Origin of the sequence: Brevibacillus borstelensis (assembly GCF_036700025.1) — a bacterium.
Classification (GTDB): domain Bacteria; phylum Bacillota; class Bacilli; order Brevibacillales; family Brevibacillaceae; genus Brevibacillus; species Brevibacillus borstelensis.
Genome location: NZ_CP144922.1, coordinates 5,252,585 through 5,276,015 on the forward strand (window position 1 = coordinate 5,252,585; position 23,431 = coordinate 5,276,015).

Below are 23,431 nucleotides of genomic sequence, written 5' to 3' on the forward strand. Positions count from 1 at the left end.
CTACTAGGTACAAAAAGGGGGGTTTTTGCTCACCTTCTCTCTATAAATTTTTATAAAAGCAGGAACACACGTTCTATTTTACCAAATTTTATGTGATTAACCGAGACCTTTTTCCTGTCACTAGTAGAATATTTTTGGGGAATATTGGTTTGTAAACAATTCGAATTGTCACATAAAACAATTCTTTTCATTTGTAACTTTTTACCTTTTCCTGCGTCTAAAAAGGTGAGGCTACAAAAAAGGATATGGAGGGTGTTTCATTTGAAAAAACTAGCGTTCGTTCTTCCTGTTGCTTTATCCGTTACACTTGGATGGTCAGGATCAATTTCCCCCGTTTTTGCTGAAACGGTTGCTCCAGCACAAGCTGCACAAAAACAAGGCACTATTGAGCATATGAAAGTAGTACGAGTTGATGGAGTTACCATTGCCGTATATGATACTTGGTTTAATCCAAAGAACGGATCGCAACGAAACGACTATCTTTACTTCTATGAGGATACTAGGGATATTAAGAAAGATACCAGATTCAGTAACGAGGAATCTTCTTTGTTTCAAAGAACAGCTAACAATTATAAAGATAAGCGTTGGACATCCGTCGAGGCTGTAGAGTTGAACGGAAAACAAGTGGAAGTGTTAAAGGCGAATAATAATGCAAAGGGTAACCCTGCTTACCATATGGCCTATATCGACAAATCTACTGGTATGCCAATAAAAGTAGAGGACTATAACAGCAATAACGAAGTTATGGCGGTCTATCTATACTTTTTTGATTATGTTCATGAAATAGGTGACAGGTTTATAGAGGAAAAGTAAAAAGCGCGATTTCTCGCGCCTTTTTTATTACGATCGGTAGAAATCTTCAATTGCATCTAGCAGCCCCGGAGTTCCCGTCACAACTTCAAGCGTATTTCCGTAAAACACGATTGGCACATCATTGATAAGCGGGCTAAAAGTGTCAATGTAATCATTAAAGATTGCCCTCTTGCTCTTGTTGAAATCGCTATCGCCTTCCATGTTCACACCGATGAAGGCCGTAGCGGATGAGCGTTTACCACCAGCAACTGGATCTCCATATACGTCCACGACTTCATCATTACGGGCACTCCTATAAACCAAGTTCACATTCTTATCAGGAGCCGAGTGATAATATGTTGCTGGTTGAATACAAATAACATCAAAAATATTGGTGCGATTAGCGATAACTCCTATATTGTGAGCAATATTTTCCCTGTTTGCACCATAGCCATAGTACGGGCACCACATAAAGTATCTTTCATAAGTGTTGCGAATACGATAAGACAGATCATTCAACAGTTTCACCATCGGATTTGAGGTTGGTCTGGAACTGTCAAGTTTCTCCTGAATCGGATAAATGGCTTCTGTACTGAAGTAAAAACCTGCAAAATCCTTATCCCAATATGTTTGTCCCAACCGATCAACGATTGTACTTTTCACTTGTTTCATATAATCTACATAGTCAGAATAGAATTCGTCCGCCTTCTCGATAGTAGATGAATTGTTGTGAAGCATAGGGAGGGAAATGTACATTTCCTCTCCAGCAATGTCTGATCGCTTCCACACTCTTAGAAAATCCTCCAAATAGCTAATGGATTTCGAAATGACTTGCGCTCGATGTGATTTAGATTTCAGACGATCAAACCTCGTGCTTGCATCATCCGGGTGTCCGAGGTGAATAACATACACGTTAAGCCTTCGACCGTCGAGTGCGTTAAGCATACTTGTAGTTACGTTATAACCGTCGCCTGTATAAATGTGTAATCCTCGAATGCGGTTCAGTGCTATCATAATGCAAAGTCCTCCTTGTTTTTGTAAGAGATAAACGACTTTTTGACCGGTCATCTTGTCGCTTTCACTTACTAGGTAAAATACAAGGAAATTTGCTCACTCTTTTTTTTTGAACAGGTAAGGGATTGGCGTGGAATAATTGATCGACGTGAGGGGAAAAAAGTGAGGAATAAAGGTGAATTAGTCATGTTCCCCTCCAAAACTCAGCTACCGCATTATTCTGAGGAACTGGAAAAAGAGAAGGAAGAAAACGACAAATTTATCAGGGACCTTCGTGTTAGGGTTGAAGATATCATGAAAAGACAAGAGCTATGCAGGCCATCTTCACGAGAACAACACCAATAGGCCAGGGGAGCTACTCCCTAGCCTCAACACAGGATATTGTGCATATGTATACCTATACCTGCCTCTCGTTATGGCCCGTACGCAGCCATCGACCGGTGCAAAAATGCGCAAGGAAAAGCATCCATCACTAGGGCGCCCACTTCGAACAGGAACCTTGCAGTAACGGATTCGCCAAAATCAACTGAATATATTCAAACATTAGCGTTGCATAAAAAATGAATCCATCTATTGTCAAATTATTCTGAATGACATTTTCAACTTTACAACCAAAAACGAGAACAGCCAAGCAAAAGGTAGCCACTATCCATTTGGTAGTTTTATACATTTATTACAACATCGACAACAACAAACAACACTTACTTCCTTTTCTGTCGCCCTCTGGATGTTCGTTTGGATTGGTAATCCATTCTGCCTATCCATTGTTCAAAGGTCTGCCAGAGAAACACTTTGAGCCATCTACTGATTTGCAGCAGACTGTGCTGACTGTTTCTTTCCAGCTTTACAAGAAGCAACAAGCAGTAAGCAATGAGAGCGAGAAAAACTTGATTCCAGACCGCATTTTCACTTGTTCCATAGAACGTCTTGATCTTTGCGTGTTGTTTCATCCATTTGAAAAACAGTTCTATTTGCCAGCGCCAACGGTAGATGTCGCTCAATTCTTCTGCTTCTAAGTCGAACCGATTGGTGATGATTCGAATACGATTTCCTTTCGAATCATGCGTTTCAATCAGTCGTAACACATTATCCACCCGTTTTTGTGGCGTTCCAAGAAGGATCATGGAGTCGGATAAAACGGAGCTTTCTGGTGGTACTTTGAAAGTATACAAATGACGAGTTTCCGCGTTATCCTTGAGACGTGAAGCAAAAAAGATGCCCTGATCGGTATACTCATCGAACTTTTCATAATCCACGTACCCTCGATCAAAGACGTACATGGCTCCGATCTCATCAATCAGCGACTCCATTTGGGTGCGGTCATTGGATTTGGCACAAGTTAGGGAAATCTTTTCAGGATAGACATCCTCCTGGCTTGCGAAAACGAGACGAAGATGAATTTTGATTCCTGCCTTTGTTTCGCGAAAGGTTGCCCACTTATACTTTTGCAAACATAATCCAATTGTAGTGGAATCAATGATCTTTATGTGTTTTCGAAGAGAGCAGGCTTTTCCAGAAACGCGTTGAATTTGCTGGACAAGGTCGACAAAAACTTCTTCAAGCAAAGCAGGTTCTACCCGATTGTTTTTTCGACTAAGCTGTGCGGGGCTGATCGATGACAGTCCTAATTCTTGCTGAAATTTCTTTGATAGAACATCGTCAGCAATGGCTCGAAGCCCTTCGCGTTGCTGAAGTTGGGCATGTAAAAATAGGAGAAGATACGCTTTTGTCGTCAGCTTCTTCACGTACTTGTCTTGATCCGTTTCGTCAATTCGTTGTTGAAGTTTCATAATATTGATGGGTGCAACCCATTTACCAAATGAAGAAAATAGGGTATTCTTGTCCATGAGCTATCCTTTGCGTTGGATTTGGACAGGAACTACCTGACCTTTCCAGTGTAAAGGATTTTTTTGTTCCCTAGACAACCAAATACCAAAGATTATGTGTATTTTGAATGATGGGAAAAGATTAATGCAACGCTAGTGATATTCAAAGCAATAAAAAAAGCCGGAGGCCTGTGCTTCCGCTCCGATTTTTTCCTTGCGCCAGTCCCGCATTGATCAAGGACAAGGTTTCCCAGCCTACTGCAAACTCATTTTCCATGGCTCTTTCCTTTCCTCCTTATTGTTGCTGTGAGGAAAAACAAAAAGCCCAAGAGCGTACACCACCCGAAACAGCTCCTCCCCACCCTCCAGATGCAGAGAAAAGACCATACGATAGCAGCGCTCTCGAAATCAAAGAAAAACCACCCATTTAGTCGGAAATTTGATTGACCTTCCGAAATTGTCCCCTTATAATACCAAATAAGCGCTATAAGAAAATTGCAAACATTTCATCAAGAGTGGTGGAGGGACAGGCCCGATGAAACCCGGCAACCTGCGCAAGGACGCATGGTGCCAAATCCTGCAGAATCGCTGATTCTGAGAGATGAAACCGCCCGGCATGTCCGAAGCCTTCCCCTCTCAGGAGAAGGCTTCGTTTTCTTTATATCTTTTGACGAGAGGAAGAGATGCCCATGTCAGACCAGCAACAGTGGAAACCGGAAACCCTTGCCCTGCACGGCGGCCAATCCGTCGATCCTGTGACAGGATCGCGAGCAGTGCCGATCTACCAGACGACGTCCTATGTGTTCCGCGATACGGAGCATGCGGCCAACCTGTTTGGCCTCAAGGAGCCAGGCAACATTTACACGCGGATCATGAATCCGACGCAGGATGTATTTGAACAGCGCGTTGCCCTTTTGGAGGGCGGGGTCGGGGCACTTGCCACTTCGTCCGGCCAGGCTGCGATTACATTCGCCATCCTGAACATCGCCCAGGCGGGTGACGAGATCGTCTCCTCCAGCAACCTGTACGGCGGCACCTACAATCTGTTTGCCCATACACTGGGCAGACTGGGGATCAAGGTTCATTTCGTCGATCCGTCCGATCCGGAGAATTTCCGGGCCAAGATCAACGAAAATACGAAAGCTCTTTTCACCGAAACAATCGGAAATCCGCGAATTGACGTCGCCGATATCGAAGCGATTGCGGCCATCGCCCACGAAAACGGAGTTCCGCTGATCGTAGACAATACGTTTGCCACGCCGCTGCTTTGCCGACCGTTTGACTACGGTGCCGATATTGTCGTTCACTCCACGACCAAGTTTATTGGCGGACACGGCACCGCGATCGGAGGAATCGTCGTCGATTCCGGCAAGTTTGACTGGAACAACGGAAAGTTCCCCGGGTTGACCACACCGGACCCGAGCTACCACGGCGTCGTCTACACGGAGGCTGTCGGACCGCTTGCCTACATTATCAAAGCGCGCGTGCAGCTCCAGCGCGATATCGGCGCGGCCGTGGCTCCTTTCAATTCCTTTTTGTTCCTGCAAGGGCTGGAGACGCTTCACCTGCGGATTGAACGCCACAGCCAAAACGCATTGGCGGTAGCCCGCTATCTTCAGCAGCATCCCGCGGTCGAGTGGGTCAACTACCCTGGCCTGGAGGACAGTCCTTACCACGAACTCGCGAAAAAGTACCTGCCGAAAGGAGCGGGAGCAATCCTCACCTTTGGCATTCGCGGCGGTGTTGCCGAGGGCAAAAAGCTGATCGAGTCGGTGAAGCTGTTCTCCCATTTGGCAAACGTCGGCGATTCCAAGTCGCTCATCATCCACCCGGCTAGCACCACTCATCAGCAAATGAACAAATCCGAGCAGCTTGCTGCCGGTGTGACCCCTGGCATGATCCGCATTTCCGTCGGTACGGAAGCCATCGACGACATCATCGCTGATCTGGAGCAGGCACTCCATGCGGCGGTAGCGGTCAGCAAGGTGTAGCTGAACATTTAACGAGCCGGGAACAGCCTTTTTCCTGAACCCGCCATAGCAAAAGGGACGACCCTCTGTCGCGAATGACGCGGACGATGGTCTTCCCTTTTTCCTTTTCCTTGGCAGAGGGGCCAAGGTGAGCTCAAATAGATTTATAGTAAAAAACAGTTGCATGCAATTCCCCATCCGCCGATCTGGCGTAGTCAGGGATGCGGCCCGCTTCCTTATATCCGAGTGAGGCATAGAGCAGGTTGGAAGGATCTCCTTCTCTCGTGTCGAGAACAAGGAGCGTCCGCCCCGCCTGCTTCGCCCTCGCCTCCGCTGCTTGCATCAATCTGCGGCCGATTCCCTTGCGGCGATAATCCGGATGGGCCATCAGTTTGGCGATTTCCGCCCTGTGTCTGCCGTTTTGCTTCGTGGATGCATGCAACTGGACGCTTCCGACAATCTCATTGTTGATTTTGGCCACAAGCAGAATGACCCCGGGCTGCAATACGTTCTCCCAGTACCGCCTTGCCTCTGCCTGCTCCATCGGCGGGAGAAAACCGACAGACGCACCATCCTCGACAACCTTTACCAAAATCTCCGAAAGCCTCTCAACATGCTCGGCAATGCGATTGCATTCTTCAACCTCTACTTCACGAAACATAGCAGACACCCCCAACTGCTGGTTTTGGCCAATCTATTCTTTCTACTATACGCTGTGGGTAATCTTTCTTACAACAAGCGATGTACTTTTAACAGACGACGTATGTTAACAGACTCTGTCAGAACGACAATTTCGTCGGCTTGCTTGCAATGCTACCGAAGCTTGTGGTACATTGGTATTGTTTCCTTGGAAACAATACTGAGGAGGAGGCTGCTCGACATTGGATGTGAAGGAAAGCATCTTCCAGCAAATTCTCGTTCTGTCTCATAAGCAGGAGGAGCGAAGAAAACAGAGACACGACCGATTGCTCGATGAAATCAACCGACTTGCTCCCGACTGTGCGCCATGCAAAAATTTGAGCCTCACCGAGCTGCACGTGATTCAATGCATCGGTCTCGGCGGCGATGCAAACGTGACGGCGATCTCTCAAAAAATCGGGGTGACGAAAAGCGCTGTTTCCAAAATCACGGCAAAGCTGCTCACAAAAGGACTCATCACGCGCTACCAGCTTCACGGCAATCAAAAGGAAGTCTATTTTCGGCTTTCACGACAGGGAGAAGCGGTTTTCTCCATCCATGAGCAGCAGCATCAAAACATCAGCAGCGAGTGGAAGGCGTTTCTGGGGCGGTACACCGCAGAGGAGCTCGCCTTTTTGCACCGCTTGCTGCAGGATGCACTGGAACTGGCTGATCAAAAACAACGCGATGAATGACATTCGATCTTCGTCGCATTACTTTTGAACATATTGTTTCCACGGAAACAAAAAAGGAGGAAAACAACCATGATACAAAAACAAACGGTTGGCTCGTCTACTATTTTATACCTGCTGGGGATTACGATTTTAATCGGTACCTTTGCCCAAAATCTATTCTTGCCGATTTTGACCGATATGCAGCAAACCTTCCATGCTTCCGCTTTTGCGATCAATCTGACCGTTTCCGTTTTTACGCTGATGCTTGCCGTGATGCAGCTCGTGTACGGCCCTCTGGTTGACCGCCTCGGCCGCCGGAGAGTCCTGCTTCCTGCCCTGCTCCTGTTTGTGGCCGCCTCCATCGGCTGCGCTTATGCCCCTTCTCTTGCCTATTTACTGTTCTTCCGGGCGCTCCAGGGTATCGGCTTTGCCGCGATTCCGATCGCAGCTGCGACGGTCATCGGGGACCTGTTTGAGGGGGCAAAAAGAGCAGAAGCGATGGGCACCTATCAAATGATGCTGGGATTGGGCCCGGCGCTTGGGCCGCTGCTGGGCGGCTGGCTGGGGGGACTTGGCGGACATCCGGTCATTTTTCTGTTTCTCGCTGTCAGCTCGCTGATTCTTTTTGGCGCCAACGCCTGGCTGCTCCCGGAAACCAGGCCGTCCGGCTTGTTGGCGACGAAAAAAGAGGGGCGACCGTTTGCCTCTATTTTGACCCATCCAGTGGGAGGAGCGATCATTTTTATCGCTTTTGCGCAAATGTTCACCTATTACAGTTTCCTCGTGTTCCTGCCTGTGCAGGCCACTCACTCCTTTGGACTGGATCCGAATGAGATCGGCGTATTGTTTCTGTGCATTTCGCTCGTATTCATTGCAAGCAGCAAAATGAGCCGTCTTCTGTTGAAGCGCTTCAGGCTTGAGCGCGCTTTGTTGATGACCGCCATCGCGAATGCCGCTGCCACCGTTCTCTTCATGCTGCTGGCCAACATATCGCTGACCGCCCTGATTTTCGGCAGCATGGCGTACGTTTTGACGCTGGGGATCGGCATGCCTTTGCATACGACGCTTTTGTCCGAGGCTTTCCTCAATGAACGGGCTACAGCCATCGGCTGCTACAATTTTGTCCGCTACATAGGGATGGCGGCGGGCCCGGTAATCGGCGCCTTCCTGTTCAAGCTGGGGGACAGCTGGCTGGAATTTGGCTTTGCCGGGCTGTTTATCGCCGTCTCTGCATGGGTTGGCTGGATTCGTTTCCACACCGCTTCAAATGTCGTCCGTCCCGGCCAGTAGTACTTGCCAAAAAATCCCCACTCGTCTTTGAGTGAGGATTTCTTTTTGCGGCAGCCAACCAATTATTTCGGCTCGCCGGCTGTTTGCTTGCCTTCCAGCTTCAGCGTCAGGTTTACGCTGTCTTCCTGGAAGCGGTTTTGATCATTGCCGTCATCTGCGAATTCAATACCCATGTAAATGCGGTCTGTCGTGTCAGGCGGCAGCGTGAGGAGCTTGGTAGCCCAACTGCTGATATCCACTTGACCGCTGTCTTTCAATTCCTTCAGCGATTTGCCGTTCAGCGGATGGACGATGACCCGCTCGGAGATCGGGATGCTCGGATCTGCGCTGGACAGCCAGTAAACCTTCAGGTGATTGTCGAGATCATCAGAGCCGTTGTCGCCGTTTTTGTCGGCTACCGTGTAATCTACGCTCATCAGCAGTTTATTGATGTCGATAGTCCCTGTGTTGGTGATGTCAAATGTTCTTTCAAACCAATCACCGGGCTTCATGTTTTCCACTTGGAAGACGGACTCGGCTGGTGTTGCGCCGATTTCCATTTTACCGGCGGCAAACGTATTGTCCTTGATTTCGCTTGTGGCATTGAACCATGCGAAGGTGCCTCCGCCGATCAGTGCCGCGCCAAGTCCTACGGATGCCAAGGTTACCGCAAATTGCTTTTTCAAGCTCATGTTTTTCTTCCTCCCACGCATTCATGATATTTATGATGACTTGAAGCCTGATACCAGAAAGAACTGCTATCAGCCCCCAAGGTATCACCGCGAGGGTGATTTACGGCTGCGGCTTTGCCGCCGTTTTCGCTTCCTCTTCCTTGATCATTCGCAAGAGCTTCCAGACCTGGCTGACGATCAGGTAGAGTCCGGGCAAGCCCAGCATCAGCAGCATGCCGAGTCCCGATCTGGCAAACTCGATAAAGTAACCGATGAGCGGAACGGAGTACTGCACTTTGCCGATAAACCGGTCTGGCGTGACCGGGGCTGTGTCCTTTCCGTCGTTGGCGTCGCCCTTGGTAATCAACTGGCCATCGCGTTTCTCGATGACGCGGTGCGTAATCGTGAGGCCTTCCGGGTCCTTGAAGGTAATGATGTCCTTTTCTTTGACCTCCTTGAAGTCGACCGGCTTTACCGCGACGATGCTTCCCGTGTTGAAGGCGGGAGCCATCGATCCGCTGAGCACGACCATGATCTGGTTGCCGAACAGAACCGTTTTCCCTCCGTTTATCTTGCTGACGAAGAGAAGACCCGTGATGGCGATGACCGCGATTAAAAACAGACTCGTCAGAATGGATATGCACTTTTTCAACAGGACCACTGGATGATCTCCCCGCTTTCCTTGGCGTTCGGCTGTATGCCGTTCACAGTTCTCATCTTACGGATTTTCCGTTTTCCCATCTTCCTGCGTCAGGGTGAACTTCCTGACTGTCCGGGATGATCCGAAGCACCGGAAAGTATGGCTGCATTTTCATACCGAGGGATGACCTTATCTCAGCTTTTCATGGTGCAGTGGAACGACGGAAACGACTTTTGGCATGAAAAAACCAGCGAGTGGTGACCCGCCGGTCTTGTTTGATCCGTTTCTGTTTGATCCGTTTACACTTTGTTTGAATGCACGCTGCTAAAGCACTCAGCCTGTCGAGGCTGGCAGACTCTCGCCGTCTTGGTTCGACGGCGGAGTATTGTCTTCTCCCGGGCTCGGAGGCGGCTGATCCTCGCCTTCTCCGCCTGGAGGCTGCGGCGTCTTTTCCCCTGTGCTCGGAGACTGAGGTTCTTCTCCTGTGTCCGGTGGCTGCGGAATTTCTCCCCCTGCTCCCGGCGGCTGAGGTGCTTCTCCTCCTGCTCCCGGCGGTTGCGGAATTTCTCCTCCTGCTCCCGGCGGCTGCGGAATTTCTCCTCCTGCTCCCGGCGGCTTCGGTGCTTCTCCACCCGCCCCCGGCGGTTGCGGAATTTCTCCTCCTGCTCCCGGCGGCTTCGGTGCTTCTCCCCCTGCACCCGGCGGAGGCGGTACAGGGGTTTCCGTCCCCGGCGGCGGAGAGCCCGGCGTGCCAGTCCCCGGTCCAGGTTTGGCGAGCGGAGGTGGCGGGCTCACCTCCACGACACTCGAGCTTTCCTTGTATTCCGTAACGACCGTCAACGGAATCACGTGCCGGTAAAAACCGCCCAAGGCTGTTATGTGCAGTTCCCCTTCCAGTGTTTCATGTTCGCGCTTGACTTGATCCCGTATATGGCCGATGCGAAACTCGATGCCGTTCCCGCCGCCTTCCCGGCTGATCTCGAGGCGCCCCTCCGGCTCACCCGTCACTTTCAGATTTTCCACGTCCAGATCGAGATGCGGACGCTGCGGCTTGAATACGAGCGTAAAGGTGCCCTCGTCGATGCTAATGTCTACATCGCGTTCCTCCGTGCTTTTTCCTGCTTCCGTCTTTACTCTGGTAATCGTTACGTGCTTCTCCACCTCTGTCACGAGGCGAATCGCTTCCGTTTCCGTTGTAAAGACGTCTTCATTGGTTCCCAGACTGACAGGGACTGTCTGCTTTTTCTCACTGGTCAAAAAGGCAACTGTACCTTCGAGGGGGAGGAGCGCGAAGATCAATGCGAAAGCCATGAGGCCCGACACCAGCTTTTTCACCATTCGTCCCCCCTATTCCGCAAAAATGGCATCCAGCGTGGCCTGTTTGGCCAGGAAGCGTATTTCCAGGTTCCCCTTCAGCGCTTGAAAGCTGTGATCTACGCCTTCCTTTGGCAAATAGACGGTGATCGCAAACGTCTTGCTTCGCTGATGGGGAGAGAAATGCTCTTCCGTTCCGTTCACATGCTTCAGCCCGGGCTGCTCCTGATGCAGCCCCCGGACCAGCCCGTCATAAATGACGCTGCCGCCGCTTTCAATCCGGATGCGCAGAACTTCTTCCAGCTTCTGCACGTCTTCCGGCTTGCCCGCTTCCTTCACCTCAGCCACAATCTTGTAGATAAATTCCAGATCGCTCTCTCCGCTGGAAAGGGTCGCCTCCAGCTGGCGGGCGTCTCCCGGGATCATCCGGAACAAGTCGACTGCCTGGTTGCCCCCTTCAATCACCCGCCACTTTTCGCCAAACACGCTGCTTGTAATGTCCAAAAGCCCGATGGCAAATTGGTTGCCTGTATCTTTGACCCCCTTCCACATCCAGCTATAGGTGCCGGCTGGCTGTACCCAAAGCGAGGCGGTCAGCCCCAGCAGAAAAATACCGCCTGCCCACTGTTCGGCAAGCCGCAGGCGTTCCTTTTTGGGTCTTTGTCCGCTTCGCCGCTCAATCATATTTGTTGTCTTCCAGGTAGAGGTCTGCCTTGAACAGATGGAGGGCAAGTTTCTTCGCATCCCCGTTCTCCTCGCTTGTCTCCTTGAATCCTTCAATGCCATCGCCCACTTGAACGCCGCCGCTGTCCACTGCGTATTTATTTACGTTGGCAAAGTCATTGCCGACGATCTGCACTTCGGTCTCCCGGTCGTTTGCTACGACCACAGCGTGTTGAACGCCCGAAAACGAATTGTTTGCGATGAATGCCCCTTTGATCGTCTGATCCAGCAAGATCGCTGCCTCGGCTCCGGCAAATGTGCTGTCTTTTACCGTCAGCCCCTCCAGCGTCTTCTCTCCGCTCAGATCGGGCATCGTCCGGATTGCCGCGTCGAACCGGCCGTCAAACGTGCAGCCGCTGAAGCTGACGTTGGAGCCGACGTACAAGCCTGTCCCGCTGCCTTCAAAGCGAATGCCTTCAAAAGCGGCGTTGCTCACCTGCAGCTCATCTGCCCGGACGACGACCTTGCCTTCCTTGCCGGGAGCCGCTTTCCACGTCACCTTTTCCGGCAGCTTCATGTCGGAAAGATCGTAGCTTCCTTCTTCGAGGATAAAGGTCAATCCCGTCACGCTGTCCTTTTCCGCTTCCTTGCTGGCCATCCGCAGCGTTTCCACCAGCTTGGTGCCGTTCAAATCCTGCGGTGTGAACGTCATGACAGGACCGCCCTGAGCAAAGTAATGGCCATTATCCTGCTGGGTAGCCAGGAAACCAAAGGTCACATCGGCCGACTTCTGCTGCACTTCATTTCCCGTGCTCTCCGGAAGGTATACGGAAAAATGCAGATCGTCGCTGGCATCCTTGGGCAGCTCCGGAATGATCACATTGGCCAAAGTAAGCTGGCTGACCCGCCCGTGGTAAAGCAGCTCGCCGCCTTCATTTTCCCTTCGCACTTCCACGACCAGCCGATCGTACACGATGTCGTCTCCGCCTTCCTTCTCAGCCAAAAGCGCGTATTTCACCGGGACATCACTCTGATTGTGGACCGTCAGCGTCTTTTCAAACCGGACTCCGGGCAAAAACGGCTGATCGTCGGCGGCTTGAAACCTGGCTTTCGTCTCTCCGAGGGAAATTTCCAGCTTTCCTGCCGCAAATGTACTGGAATCTTCCACTTGGCTCGTAAAGTAGGCGTACGTGCCAAAGCTGGTACTGGCTACGATGGAAGTCAGAACAGCCGTCCCCATCGCGATTCGCTTCCACGGCCAATTTTTGACCTGTTCCCACTTCATGAAAGTTCCCCCTCAATTGTCTCAGTTTGCGTACGCTTCGACCGACTCTGGCCCTTCCGATGCGAATACGCCAAAGCCACGATAAAGGCAGCCAATGCGGCGAGCAAGACAGGCGGCTTCCGAAGTCCCTCCTGGACTGCAGCCGCGTACGGAATGGTGACGACCACTTTGCCGACAACGCGGTCCGGATCGGTCCACCCTCCATCCTCACCTTGATTGGCGTCTCCTTTCGTTTGCAGATAACCGTTTTCCATTCGATGCACGATGCGGTGAGTCGTAAGGGAAAGGCCATTTTGCTCTTGCCAGTACGTAATGATATCGCCCACGCGCGGCTGCTCTTCCCCGTACCTGCGAACGATGACCATATCGCCGGCATTTATCGCGGGGGACATGCTTCCCGTAAGCACAGAAAGCACCCGCCAGCTGCCGATCCCCGGCATGCGGTCATCGTTTAAGCGGCTGGTTGCGAACAAAAAAAGATTGAGGATGACAAAGACGATCAGGATAAAAATACCGCTTCTCTTTCCCCAGCGAGCTGCCACGCCGATCACCTCTTTTTTTCATTTTACGCGGAAGTCAGGGGCCCATCTTCCATCGCCGGAAGGACTGCGCATACACATTGGGAGGAAGATTTTTATTCGCCGGGATGAGACGATCTCAGACTGAAGGATGAGGGAAACAAAAAAGCTTGCAGATCTCACCTCTCGGGGAGTGTTCGGCAAGCTGTCAGTTCAATTTCTTCTATTTTTCGGGGCGGCTGCACAGGACGAATGGGAACATACGAGAGGGTGGCCGGAGCGGCACGGATACGGGAAAGGTCTTTGCCGCAATAGGGGCAGATCCATTCGTACCGTTCTGCGCTGCTATACGATCGCTTTTGGCATTTCCCGCATTTCTTCTGCCACACTTGCCTTCCCTCCTGACCGACAGTTCATACGTTATGATTACCATTTATTTATACCATCTGCATCAGGCTTCAGGCTGTTTTCTCCTATCCTTCAGGCGGAGATTTAGCCAACCATCGGCGGGACATTGGAAACGGTGACGGGAAGGGGCATCTGTATCGAGCGCGAAAAAGCGCAAACCACACGCTCATCGTATACCGTTCCTGCCATCAGGCGGATTTGCTCGCAGGCTTCCTCCACCGTTAGCGGCTCGCGATAGGACCGGAAGGTGGTCATGGCCAGATAGCATTCCACAATCCCTAAAGCCTGTGCGAGCACTGGAATTTCATTCGCCTTCAATTGAGTGGGGTAACCGGTGCCATCGTAGCGCTCATGATGCGAATGCAACGCAGCAACCACGCGCTGACAGGCCGGATCGTCCTTGAACAGCTCCGTCCCGATGAAGCAGTGCTCCTGAATGACCTGATATTCGTAAGTGGTCAGCTTGCCTTCCTTTTCAAATACATAATCAGGCCACTTGATCCGGCTGACGTAATGCAGGAGGGACAGCAAATTCACCTCCCAGTCGCTTACCTTTTCCTCTGGAAACTCGCGGAGCATCCGCTTGATCAGCCTGCCCATCTGCTCGATCTCCCGGGAGCTGATCCGCGTTTTTCGCTCGACCGTGGGCACAAGCTCGTTTAGCAGGGTCATCGCGTATTCGCGTTTCCTCTCGTCTGCCGCCCGCCTGGCACCGCCGACCCATCTGTTCAGGGAGTAGTACCCGAGCCAAGCGCAGATGCCGCTTCCAGCCGCGAGCGAAAGGTGGGCAAACACATCCATCGCGGCAGCTTGCTCCAGTTTTACACCGAGTGAAAAAGCGTAGATCAAACAGCTCACGGTTCCCCATATAAGCAGCAACATCCGGTTGTGAAAGAATGTGAGATACAGCGGATAAATCAGAAAAATGTTCCACAATCCCGCATCATACTGCCGGTTGGACAGACAAAGAAACAACAGCAAGGCGATGACGAGAAAAGCGGACACGTGCGGTGATCTGGCGTCCGGCAGCACATAGCGCTTGTGCAGCAGGTAGACGGTCCAGGATACCGCTCCACCGATGACCAAGCCCATAACATGTACCCATGGAGAAGAGATGGCATTGGTTACTGCCAGAAGCACTGCAATCAGCGCATCGACCGTGACCAGCACAGCCAGCCAATAAAACATCCTGTCCGCCAGAAATTCGGTATGATTTCCTTTCCTCTTTCGCAGTTCCATGTAAGACCCTCTTTACCGTTTTTACAATCGGCTTTATTTGCTTATCTACCGCGGCACCCTGACCATGCCTTTTTTCAAACCGTACAACACCGCTTGCGATCGATTGGGCTGGCCCGTCTTTCTGAGAATGCTGCTGACATGGGTTTTGACGGTCGCCTCTGATATGTATAGCCGGTGAGCGATTTCCTGATTGCTGAGATTTTCGACAATCAATTCAAAAATCTCTTGCTCCCGCTCTGTAAATACGACATCGGCCTCTTCCTTGCGTTTCCGCTGGAGCTTGGATTGAAAGCAGGAATAGCCCATCATGACCATGTCCATGGTGTGAAGGATTTGCTCTGGTCCCGTGTCCTTCATGACGTACCCGTCTACATGGGAGTCCAATGCCCGAAAAACGTCCTCGCTTTCATCATAGGCAGTCAAAATCATCACTTTCAGCTCAGGCAGCTTCTCCTTCATCGATTTGCAGCTGTCGATTACGGAGATGCCCGGCATTTTCAGATCGGATATGATCAAGTCCGGCTTGCTGCTCATCGCCTTTGCCACGAGTTCGTCTCCGTTATTGGCTTCCTCAACCACTGTATATCGGGGCGAACTCTCCAGGATCATTTTCAGGCCCTCCCGGACGATCCGGTGGTCGTCCGCCAGCAGCAATCTTACCTTATCCATACATTTCCACTCCCTTTTTCGGTACAATCGCCACAATTTCGGTTCCTTCATTCGGTCTGGATTGAATGTGCAAGGTCCCACCCACTTCAGCAATCCGCTCTCTCATCCCCAGAAGCCCGTAGCTGTTCTTCAGGTCGGCCTTTTCTTCCGGCAAAAAACCGATCCCGTCGTCCTTGATGCGCACTGTGATTTGCAGGGAGGACGCCTCGACGGTCACCTCCAGACGGGACGCGGCGGCGTGTTTCACTACATTGGCCGAAGCCTCCTCCACCAGTCGGTAAATCGCATCGAGGATCGGCAGAGGTTCCTCTCCCAGCCTGCCGCGCGTCACAAAATCCACGTCAAGCCCGGTCCCCACCGTAATTCTTTTCAGCAATTGCTGGACAGCCTCGGTTATCCTTTGCGTCGGCCGGGCATCCCGCAGGTGTGTAATGTACTCGCGGACCTCGCTATGACACCACTGGATTCGCTCCTCCATCTGCTGCAGCCTTTCCAGAGAGCTCTCCCTCGCCTCCGGAGGCAGCGTCTGCTTGATTTGAAACAATTGGGCAGACAGGAAAAACAGTTGTTGCGCCAGCCCGTCATGCATATCCTGGGCCAGCTTTCGCCGCATTTCCCGATGGAGGGAACGCGCCATTTCATAGCGGACGCGATTTTGCTTCACGTGCTGGCAAATGACGACAGCCATCATCCGCAGCAGAAGGCATTCATAGCGGCTCACTTGCCGTTTGGGCGAAACCGAAAACAACAGGCATCCCACGGAACGGCCGTCCTGCCTAAGCGGCATGCAAGCATACGTGTCTTCTCTGCCTGTAAAGTCATGCAAAGGCAAAAGGGTCAAATGCTCCAGCCCTTCCGCTCCCAGATCGAGCAAGCGCTGAACAAAGTAGTCTCTCCGCCAGTTCCCATCTCCTTCCCGCTCCTCAAACAGACATAAATAGGCGTTTTCCGCGCGAAACATCCGTTTGACCGTCTTTTCCGCCTCATTAGTAAGATAGATATTCTGCTCCTTCTCCGACATCCGTCTCATAAACAGATATATTTGCAAACATTTGGAATAGGCCCCTTTCAGTTGTTTGATCATCGTAAAGACCCAATAAGACAGGCTGATCCAAAGCAATATGTCAAGCAGCAAGCGAAGGTGATCGAGATAGGGTTGCGGCAGCAGCAAATCGTGAGGTATCCATGCTTGAAGAACGAAGTAAGCGAGGAGAAAAAGGGCGGCGACCAGGAGAAACTGTTCCAATCGCAAAACAGCCGTCAGCCAAAGCAGCGTTGTATAGGCATACAGCATGAACGGACTGTTCGACTTTCCTGTCAGGACGATAAACAGCAGCGCCACTCCCAGATCGACCAATCCCAGAAAGAACCACGACTTCCGGGGGAGCGCGTACCAGAGCACCCCTGCATAGACGACAACCAGCCCCAAAAGGAGAAAATAAAACGTGTCGTGATTGGCTGACGACTGCATGTAGAAGGAAAAAAAGGAGAGAAACAAGACCCACTGCAAAAGATACAGCATCAGACGAATTTCTTTTAACAATTGGTTCATTCCGATTACCCTCAAAAGCTTCGTCAGAGTAAATATCGACTGATATGATGCAGACGACCTAATCGTATCCCAGTTTCCAGTCATTTACAACAAGTGTAAAATGTCGAACAGCTGCTGATATTTCCAGCCTTTTCGACGGAACCTTACAGATTCGACGAAAAAGATCCGGCCAAATTTCGGTATTCGGTTTTTATTGAACAATTCATTCGGTAAATATAGAATATAAACAACTACGATTCGGAAAGGATGTCCATTCGATGAAGCTTTTGGATATGAGCTATGGCCGCAGCAGCTATCAGGTGACACTGCATTCTTCTCCTCTGTTCGAAGCAGCCTTGGGGATCGCGGCTGCTACTTATGATGAAATCCATCCTACTCTGGAAAAGCCGAGGGAGCATTGGCTGGCGATGATCGCCGCTCTCCCGCCTGACGTTCAAACAGAACTGTACGACGCGCAGCGGCATCATACTTGGAAAACGCTTTTGCAACTGCTGCATGCTCGCCCTTTTCCCGATCTCGCTGCATTCCTTTCCTATCTGGAAGGATTGCCCGGACAGCAGCTTCGTCTGGAAGCATTGCCCTACCTCGGGAGAGAACGCGAGGATGCGCGCTATCTTGCGTCAACAGGAAACCGCCTAGCAGTGGCAGAACTCCTGCAGGCTTGTGCGGGCCACAAGTTTTTCCCCGCGTACATCTCCCATGTCTCCGAGGTGGATGCAAATGAATTGCGACGCCATTTGATAACGCTTTTCCGTGGCTGGTACAGCATCCACGTACGCCCGCAAGAAACGGAGCTGGACAGTCTCTTGCAGCGCGACTGCGATCAGAAGCGCGCCATGCAGCAAAAGCTCTCTCCGGAAGCGCTCGTCGAATGGGCGACAGGGGGAAAATACGAGCCCGAGCCTTCCGTCGCTCGCGTCCTGCTGGTTCCCCATACGCTGTACCGTCCGTGGACGATCCAGGCTGACGCTCCCGACACCAAGGTGTTTTATTACCCGGTCGCAGACGAAAACATGGCAGAGCAGGTCGATCCGTACCAGCCGCCGCATCTGCTCGTTCAGGCCTGCAAGGCATTGGGCGATGAACATCGCCTGCGCATCGTCAAGCATCTGGCAGAGCGCGCTCACAGCCTGCAGGAGCTGGCGGTACGGATGGACATGGCGAAGTCGACGCTCCACCACCATCTCTCCATGCTCCGCTCGGCCCGCTTGATCGAAATGGACGCCTCCAAATACCAGCTTCGGCGGACTCATGTCGACCAGTTCTCGCTTTTCCTGTCGGAATATCTGGACAAGGACTGCAGCCGATGAGGTCTTGGAAGCTGGGGGCGAACCCTTCATTTTGGCTGATTGTCTCGGGACAAGCCGTCTCCGAAATGGGGGCGAGCCTGGGAACGCTGGCAAACAGCTGGCTTCTGCTGGAGGCGACCGGTTCTCCCGCAGCAGTGGGCAGCATGTGGCTTTTGTACTTTCTCCCCTCGCTCGCCGTACAGTTGTTTATCGGACCGTATCTGGACCGCTGGGACCCGAAGCGAGTCATGATAGTTTCCCAATTGGCGAGAAGCGCAGCGTTTGCGTGCAGCTTTGCGGCTGCGCTGACGGGCTTGGGCGGAGTCTGGCCTGTCTACCTCACGTCTTTGGTAAACGGCCTGGTTCAACCGTTGTACGTCCCTGCCAGCCTGTCGCTCCTGCCCTCTGTCGTAAAGCCGGAGGCGTTGACCCGGGCCAATGCCACGCTTGACGGCACCTTGCGTCTGGCGATGGTCGGCGGCCCGTCGCTCGGCGGGCTTTTGATCGGCATTTTCGGCGGTACGGCAGCACTCGCTCTGACTGCGGCCGCCTTTGCCGCAAGCGGCACTCTTTTGGCTTTTTGCCAGAGCAGGTCTGTCAGTGAACGGGCGAAGCGGGAGGCCTGGATCTCGATGTTTGCCGAGGGTCTTCGTTTTTTTGGCAAAGAGCCGCTGCTTTTGCGTCTCGGAGTGCTGCTGTCATTTGTCCAGTTCGCCGTGGGGGTCCAGATGGTGCTGACCTTGCCTTATGTGGTGGACGAGCTGCATGGAACAGCTTCCCACGCCGGTCTGTTATTGGCTGGCTTCCCGCTGGGCTACGCCTTTGGTTCGATGCTGGTTCCAACCTTGTCCAAACGGTGGCCGCGTTCTGTCATCATGATGCTCTCCCTGCTCCTGGGCGGCACAAGCTTTGTCGCGCTGGCACTGGTCCACTCGATCTGGCTCGCCGTATGCATCGAAATCATCGCCGGCATCACAGCTCCCTTTTTCCATGTGCACAACACCAGCCTGTACCAGACAAGGGTTCCCCGGCAACTGCTGGGACGTGTGCTCTCTGTCCGCCTGCTGATTATTCGCGTCACGATGCCGCTCGGCGTCTGGCTGGGCGGACTGCTGGGGGAACAGGCGGGGATTCGCTTCGTCTATGCAGGTATGGGACTTTTGATCGTGATCGCCACTGTGCTGCTGCCTCTCCGGGCCCGCCTGCTCGAAGCCGGACAATGCGAGAGAACAGTCAACACCCCTTGATCAATCTATAAAATTTTATGAAAATTTGGCGATATCAGGATACTTTATTGTATAATGGATGACGAGTTGTTTTTTTGCAAAAACATCGGATAAAAAAGGGGTTTTTCTGAGAATGACACATCCAAAGCTGGAATCTTTGCTGGATACAATAAACAGAGTGATCGTAGGCAAGGAGGATCAGGTTCGACTCCTTTTGACGGCTATGCTCGCACGCGGCCATGTCCTGCTGGAGGACCTGCCCGGGATGGGCAAGACTGTTCTGGCCAAAACGTTGGCCCAAGCGATTGGCGGCACCTACAACCGCGTGCAGTTTACCGCAGACCTTTTGCCTTCGGACGTCGTCGGTCTGCATGTGTTCAACCCCCGCACCAATGAATTTGAGCTGCGCCGCGGACCCGTTTTTGCCGATGTGCTTTTGGCGGACGAAATCAACCGGGCGACGCCCCGTACACAATCCGGTCTGTTGGAATGCATGGAAGAGCGTCAAGTGACTATCGAGGGCGTGACCCTGCCGCTGCCGTCCTCGCTGCTGGTGATCGCGACCCAAAACCCGATTGAATCCGAGGGTACATATCCGCTTCCGGAGGCGCAGCTGGACCGCTTTTTGTTCCGTCTGGCGCTCGGATACGGAAGCAGAGAGGATGCGCGTGAAATTCTGCGGCGTTTTCGCGGCCAGTCTCCGCTGGAACAGGTGCATGCTGTCGTCAGCCCCGACGAGATCGCGGCCTTGCAGCGGGAGACGACGGCCATCCACGTCAGTCCCGCTGTCGAAGAATACGTCATCGACCTGACGGAAGCGACCCGGAATCACCGCTCAGTGGAAGTGGGACTCAGTCCGCGCGCCATGCTCGCGCTCCTGCGCTCCGCCCAGGCCGCTGCCCTGCTCGACGGCCGCAGCTATGTCCTTCCAGATGACGTCAAACAAGTATTTCCTCCCCTGGCGGTCCATCGCATCCGTCTGTCGATGGAAGCGGAGCTGCACGTCACCGAACAGGAAATCATCCAGGAAATCCTCCGGGAAGTCCACGCGCCGGTCGAAGAGGGCGTCTAAAGCATGAGCACGCGGCAGACGTACCACGGTTTGGGCTTTATACTTCTGATCTTTGCCCTGTTTTCAGGCAATTGGTTTCTTTGGCTGTTCGGCGGGTTCTTCTTTTTTATGTCCGGGCTCGCTAGCTGGTGGGCTAGAAACCTGACCCGGTGGGTGCAGGTGGAATGGTCTGCTGATCAAAGCCGGGTCATGCCCGGCACGCCGATCACCGTCCGGCTGCGGCTTCACAACCGTTCCTGGCTGCCGCTTCCGGGTACGCTGGTCCAATTTTCCCTGCCCGACCATGTTGTCCCAGAGCAGGCAGACGAGGTGGTGGAGCGAAATGCGCGAACCTGGATACGCTTTCGCTTTCATCTGCCGATGCGGAAAACCGCGGAGCGGACATTCGTGATCACTCCGCACAAACGAGGCGTGCTCTGGCTTGGCGAAGCCCAGTTTGAAACCATTCCGCTGTTTGGCGAAGCAGCGGAGGCTCTTGTGCTCCCCTTCTCCTTTTCGGTGCTCGTGTATCCGCTGCCGCTGCCCATTCCCCCATTGGATACGGGAACAAGCGAGCCGGAGGGCAGCCGTGTCACGCGAAGCCACCCGATAGAGGACGTTACCTTTTTGCGGGGCGTCAGAGCGTATTCCCCCGGCGATCGCCTGAAGCATATTCACTGGAAGGCGAGCGCCAAAACCGGACTCTTGCAAACAAGGCTGTTCGAGCCGACGGCAAATCCGAAGTGGATCGTGATCGGTCACATCCTGCCCTCCTACGAGCCGGTTCTGCAGAAACACAACGATGCCGTCAACGAACGGACTATCTCCGGCCTGGCAGCGCTGTCCGTCCTTTGCCGCCGACAATCGCTGTCCTACGAGCTGTTGCTGACGGTCCGGCAGCGCGGCCGGGAGCATTACCACCAGACTGCCGGAAGCGGCAAGGCGCATCACATCCAGATCATGACCCATCTGGCCAAGCTCCACCAGTACGCGCCGACATCCCTCGCCGCTGTCCTGCACCGGCTTGAGCAGCAAAGCGCCGCAGAAGCGCGAATCGTCATCGTGACCCCCCGGCTGGATGAACCGGCATTGGAAATGATCGAGCGGCTGACTCGGCGCGGCCATCACATCACGGTGCTGGACGTGTCGCAGGACCAGCCTGTCATTCGCCGTTACGGACTTGCTGCTGCCAATCAAAGGAGGGTGAGCTGCCGATGAGCCGATCCTTTCTGATCCGCCAGTCTTTTCTCTTCTGGCAGGAATCCGTCCTGGCCGCTGTGCTGTTGATGCTGATCGGCTGGCTTCCCTCCCTGCCGGGTAGCGTAGCCGGCTTTGCCTGCGGCGCCACTGCTCTTCTCGCTCTGGGCCTCTGGCTGTACGAGGGCGGCGGACGTCATATCATGCTTCACTTTTTGCTCTATCCGCTGGTGATTGCGGCTGGTGTTCTCGTGTACTATTTGTTTGGCTCCCTGCTGCTTGCCGCTCTTGCTGCAGCGCTATTTTTCTGGCGGGTCCATGCCCTCTCGACGCTCACATATACCCGGGCCACACTGCAGCGGCTGTTCGTGATCGCGCTCTGCATCTCGCTCTTCCATTTGGCGATTCTCGCCTTGTTCGGGTCGATGATGAAAGACGCGGTCTACGACGCAAAGCAGCTGTCCCCCGTTTTGGTGCTGATACTCGGCGGCTATTTGCTCTCCAGTATAGGTGAGTATTTGACGCGGCAGGACACGAAGGGAGCTTTTCCGCCGTCAGCGTATGCTGCATCTCTGGGCGGGCAATTGCTCGGATCGCGCCTGCTGCTGGCCCTTGGCTATACGGCGGTGACAGGTCTTTTGCTGCTTGTCTTGAGCTTCCTTTGGGGGGTTGCCAAAAAGCCGCTCGGCGACGCGCTCTACTGGTTGTTCGGGCCTGCTTTGCGAGCGGCCGGAAATTTGATAGAACAGCTGGCAGGCGCTCTGGGGAACAACCAAAGAGTGAATGACCTGATGAACGAGTCTACGGAAGCAACGGATGAACTCCCGCTGGACGAGATGGAGTTTGCCGGAGAGCCATTATTTTCGCTTTGGGAGCCGTATCTCATCGGGGGTATTGTTGTCGTTGTGGCGGCCTCGGTGGGCTGGGCGATTTGGAAGCGGAGACGGCGGACTGCAAGTCTGAGCGCTGCTGACATCCCCGTCCAGGCTGAAACCGCCTTGCAGGAACTGACCGATGAAGGAGCCAATGAAGGACGGCCGATCTGGAATTTGGACGAGCTGCGGAAAAAGACGGCAGGCCCCGAGGAAGACCCGGTTCGCTACAGCTACTACCGCTTTTTGCTGCACATGGCAGATGCCGGCTTGCGAATCGAGCCCTTCGAGACAAGCCAGGAGTATTTGCGACGCCTGCGCCGAGAGTGGCCTCATCCGGACGCGCTCGAATTGGCTGGACGCATCACGCGGTACTATGAGCAGTACCGGTATTTGGAAAAGCCGCTGTCTTCGGAGGAGCTGGCCGACCTGCGGGATTGTGTGGAAACGATACAAAAGACTATGGAATAGGAAAGAGGGTGCCCGACTGGGACACCCTCTCTTTCATGCGTCTTCGCACCGTAGTATACCGGACTAATCGCCAAATGAAGCAAGGAATACGCCTCTCTTCCTCACGCGGGGTTTTCCTTTTCCCCGCCAAACCGGAAGTGACA

Annotated in this window: 21 protein-coding genes and 1 riboswitch; of the genes, 9 read left to right on the plus strand and 12 right to left on the minus strand. The window is 52.9% G+C overall.

Going from position 1 to position 23,431, the window contains the following annotated elements; genetic code table 11:
- Positions 1 to 261 precede the first annotated feature (261 nt).
- Positions 262 to 813: a hypothetical protein gene (locus tag V5G20_RS25215; protein WP_024983801.1), complete on the plus strand. Its 552-nt coding sequence runs from the start codon at positions 262 to 264 to the stop codon at positions 811 to 813.
- A 27-nt stretch (positions 814 to 840) separates the two neighbouring features.
- On the opposite strand, the gene V5G20_RS25220 is transcribed toward V5G20_RS25215, so the two are convergent.
- Positions 841 to 1,806: a hypothetical protein gene (locus V5G20_RS25220; RefSeq protein WP_327955905.1), complete on the minus strand. Its 966-nt coding sequence runs from the start codon at positions 1,804 to 1,806 to the stop codon at positions 841 to 843.
- Between the two features lie 701 nt (positions 1,807 to 2,507).
- A complete protein-coding gene (locus V5G20_RS25225) occupies positions 2,508 to 3,653 on the minus strand; it encodes an IS4 family transposase (protein WP_025845287.1) in 1,146 nt (381 codons plus the stop codon).
- A 482-nt stretch (positions 3,654 to 4,135) separates the two neighbouring features.
- Positions 4,136 to 4,240, plus strand: a riboswitch (SAM riboswitch).
- 81 nt (positions 4,241 to 4,321) lie between these two features.
- Between V5G20_RS25225 and V5G20_RS25230 the strand changes: the two genes are divergently transcribed.
- Entirely contained in the window at positions 4,322 to 5,623 is a 1,302-nt protein-coding gene (locus V5G20_RS25230) for a homocysteine synthase (protein WP_338462665.1), read from the plus strand.
- Between the two features lie 133 nt (positions 5,624 to 5,756).
- On the opposite strand, the gene V5G20_RS25235 is transcribed toward V5G20_RS25230, so the two are convergent.
- Entirely contained in the window at positions 5,757 to 6,263 is a 507-nt protein-coding gene (locus V5G20_RS25235) for a GNAT family N-acetyltransferase (protein ID WP_003389842.1), read from the minus strand.
- Between the two features lie 226 nt (positions 6,264 to 6,489).
- Here V5G20_RS25235 and V5G20_RS25240 point away from each other — a divergent pair, with 226 nt between their 5' ends.
- Together V5G20_RS25240 and V5G20_RS25245 are read left to right on the plus strand one after the other, a co-directional pair.
- The gene (locus V5G20_RS25240; RefSeq protein WP_227277770.1) at positions 6,490 to 6,975 is read left to right on the plus strand and encodes a MarR family transcriptional regulator; all 486 of its coding nucleotides are present in this window, start codon (positions 6,490 to 6,492) and stop codon (positions 6,973 to 6,975) included.
- Positions 6,976 to 7,044: 69 nt separating this feature from the next.
- Positions 7,045 to 8,244 carry an MFS transporter gene (locus tag V5G20_RS25245; protein WP_024983352.1) on the plus strand — a complete coding sequence of 400 codons (1,200 nt, stop codon included), beginning with the start codon at positions 7,045 to 7,047 and terminating at the stop codon, positions 8,242 to 8,244.
- Between the two features lie 62 nt (positions 8,245 to 8,306).
- Here V5G20_RS25245 and V5G20_RS25250 read toward each other — a convergent pair whose 3' ends face one another.
- The 9 genes from V5G20_RS25250 to V5G20_RS25290 all read right to left on the minus strand — a co-directional run bounded on the left by V5G20_RS25250 (position 8,307) and on the right by V5G20_RS25290 (position 17,182).
- Positions 8,307 to 8,915 carry a TasA family protein gene (locus V5G20_RS25250; RefSeq protein WP_003389845.1) on the minus strand — a complete coding sequence of 203 codons (609 nt, stop codon included), beginning with the start codon at positions 8,913 to 8,915 and terminating at the stop codon, positions 8,307 to 8,309.
- 100 nt (positions 8,916 to 9,015) lie between these two features.
- Positions 9,016 to 9,555 (minus strand): signal peptidase I, encoded by a 540-nt coding sequence (locus V5G20_RS25255; protein ID WP_003389846.1) that lies wholly within the window; start codon positions 9,553 to 9,555, stop codon positions 9,016 to 9,018.
- Positions 9,556 to 9,867: 312 nt separating this feature from the next.
- Positions 9,868 to 10,869 carry a hypothetical protein gene (locus V5G20_RS25260; protein ID WP_338462668.1) on the minus strand — a complete coding sequence of 334 codons (1,002 nt, stop codon included), beginning with the start codon at positions 10,867 to 10,869 and terminating at the stop codon, positions 9,868 to 9,870.
- Positions 10,870 to 10,881: 12 nt separating this feature from the next.
- Positions 10,882 to 11,532, minus strand: coding sequence for a hypothetical protein (locus tag V5G20_RS25265; RefSeq protein ID WP_122958063.1), 651 nt, complete (start codon positions 11,530 to 11,532; stop codon positions 10,882 to 10,884).
- Positions 11,525 to 12,796: a right-handed parallel beta-helix repeat-containing protein gene (locus V5G20_RS25270; RefSeq protein ID WP_122958064.1), complete on the minus strand. Its 1,272-nt coding sequence runs from the start codon at positions 12,794 to 12,796 to the stop codon at positions 11,525 to 11,527. Before V5G20_RS25270 ends, V5G20_RS25265 begins: the two co-directional genes overlap by 8 nt.
- Positions 12,793 to 13,338, minus strand: coding sequence for a signal peptidase I (locus V5G20_RS25275; protein ID WP_003389850.1), 546 nt, complete (start codon positions 13,336 to 13,338; stop codon positions 12,793 to 12,795). The genes V5G20_RS25270 and V5G20_RS25275 overlap by 4 nt, the downstream gene beginning before the upstream one ends.
- Before the next feature lie 468 nt (positions 13,339 to 13,806).
- Positions 13,807 to 14,961 carry an HD-GYP domain-containing protein gene (locus tag V5G20_RS25280; RefSeq protein WP_051925502.1) on the minus strand — a complete coding sequence of 385 codons (1,155 nt, stop codon included), beginning with the start codon at positions 14,959 to 14,961 and terminating at the stop codon, positions 13,807 to 13,809.
- A gap of 45 nt (positions 14,962 to 15,006) precedes the next feature.
- A complete protein-coding gene (locus V5G20_RS25285) occupies positions 15,007 to 15,630 on the minus strand; it encodes a response regulator (protein WP_227277765.1) in 624 nt (207 codons plus the stop codon).
- A complete protein-coding gene (locus V5G20_RS25290; RefSeq protein ID WP_039070406.1) occupies positions 15,623 to 17,182 on the minus strand; it encodes a sensor histidine kinase in 1,560 nt (519 codons plus the stop codon). Before V5G20_RS25290 ends, V5G20_RS25285 begins: the two co-directional genes overlap by 8 nt.
- A 257-nt stretch (positions 17,183 to 17,439) precedes the next feature.
- Here V5G20_RS25290 and V5G20_RS25295 point away from each other — a divergent pair, with 257 nt between their 5' ends.
- The 5 genes from V5G20_RS25295 to V5G20_RS25315 all read left to right on the plus strand — a co-directional run bounded on the left by V5G20_RS25295 (position 17,440) and on the right by V5G20_RS25315 (position 23,288).
- Positions 17,440 to 18,492: a metalloregulator ArsR/SmtB family transcription factor gene (locus V5G20_RS25295; RefSeq protein ID WP_338462675.1), complete on the plus strand. Its 1,053-nt coding sequence runs from the start codon at positions 17,440 to 17,442 to the stop codon at positions 18,490 to 18,492.
- Positions 18,489 to 19,718: an MFS transporter gene (locus tag V5G20_RS25300; protein ID WP_003389856.1), complete on the plus strand. Its 1,230-nt coding sequence runs from the start codon at positions 18,489 to 18,491 to the stop codon at positions 19,716 to 19,718. Before V5G20_RS25295 ends, V5G20_RS25300 begins: the two co-directional genes overlap by 4 nt.
- A 112-nt stretch (positions 19,719 to 19,830) precedes the next feature.
- Complete coding sequence (locus tag V5G20_RS25305; RefSeq protein ID WP_003389857.1) at positions 19,831 to 20,769, plus strand: AAA family ATPase; 939 nt, start codon at positions 19,831 to 19,833, stop codon at positions 20,767 to 20,769.
- Positions 20,770 to 20,772: 3 nt separating this feature from the next.
- On the plus strand, positions 20,773 to 21,966 hold the full coding sequence (locus tag V5G20_RS25310; RefSeq protein ID WP_338462678.1) for a DUF58 domain-containing protein: 1,194 nt from the start codon (positions 20,773 to 20,775) through the stop codon (positions 21,964 to 21,966).
- Complete coding sequence (locus V5G20_RS25315; RefSeq protein WP_039070403.1) at positions 21,963 to 23,288, plus strand: DUF4129 domain-containing protein; 1,326 nt, start codon at positions 21,963 to 21,965, stop codon at positions 23,286 to 23,288. The genes V5G20_RS25310 and V5G20_RS25315 overlap by 4 nt, the downstream gene beginning before the upstream one ends.
- Positions 23,289 to 23,431 lie beyond the last annotated feature (143 nt).

Bases quoted from the DNA above. Each gene is read 5' to 3' on its own strand.
- V5G20_RS25220 (WP_327955905.1), bottom strand. From the start codon at position 1,806: ATGATAGCACTGAACCGCATTCGAGGATTACACATTTATACAGGCGAC.
- V5G20_RS25225 (WP_025845287.1), bottom strand. From the start codon at position 3,653: ATGGACAAGAATACCCTATTTTCTTCATTTGGTAAATGGGTTGCACCC.
- V5G20_RS25230 (WP_338462665.1), top strand. From the start codon at position 4,322: ATGTCAGACCAGCAACAGTGGAAACCGGAAACCCTTGCCCTGCACGGC.
- V5G20_RS25235 (WP_003389842.1), bottom strand. From the start codon at position 6,263: ATGTTTCGTGAAGTAGAGGTTGAAGAATGCAATCGCATTGCCGAGCAT.
- V5G20_RS25245 (WP_024983352.1), top strand. From the start codon at position 7,045: ATGATACAAAAACAAACGGTTGGCTCGTCTACTATTTTATACCTGCTG.
- V5G20_RS25250 (WP_003389845.1), bottom strand. From the start codon at position 8,915: ATGAGCTTGAAAAAGCAATTTGCGGTAACCTTGGCATCCGTAGGACTT.
- V5G20_RS25265 (WP_122958063.1), bottom strand. From the start codon at position 11,532: ATGATTGAGCGGCGAAGCGGACAAAGACCCAAAAAGGAACGCCTGCGG.
- V5G20_RS25270 (WP_122958064.1), bottom strand. From the start codon at position 12,796: ATGAAGTGGGAACAGGTCAAAAATTGGCCGTGGAAGCGAATCGCGATG.
- V5G20_RS25280 (WP_051925502.1), bottom strand. From the start codon at position 14,961: ATGGAACTGCGAAAGAGGAAAGGAAATCATACCGAATTTCTGGCGGAC.
- V5G20_RS25285 (WP_227277765.1), bottom strand. From the start codon at position 15,630: ATGGATAAGGTAAGATTGCTGCTGGCGGACGACCACCGGATCGTCCGG.
- V5G20_RS25290 (WP_039070406.1), bottom strand. From the start codon at position 17,182: ATGAACCAATTGTTAAAAGAAATTCGTCTGATGCTGTATCTTTTGCAG.
- V5G20_RS25295 (WP_338462675.1), top strand. From the start codon at position 17,440: ATGAAGCTTTTGGATATGAGCTATGGCCGCAGCAGCTATCAGGTGACA.
- V5G20_RS25300 (WP_003389856.1), top strand. From the start codon at position 18,489: ATGAGGTCTTGGAAGCTGGGGGCGAACCCTTCATTTTGGCTGATTGTC.
- V5G20_RS25305 (WP_003389857.1), top strand. From the start codon at position 19,831: ATGACACATCCAAAGCTGGAATCTTTGCTGGATACAATAAACAGAGTG.
- V5G20_RS25310 (WP_338462678.1), top strand. From the start codon at position 20,773: ATGAGCACGCGGCAGACGTACCACGGTTTGGGCTTTATACTTCTGATC.
- V5G20_RS25315 (WP_039070403.1), top strand. From the start codon at position 21,963: ATGAGCCGATCCTTTCTGATCCGCCAGTCTTTTCTCTTCTGGCAGGAA.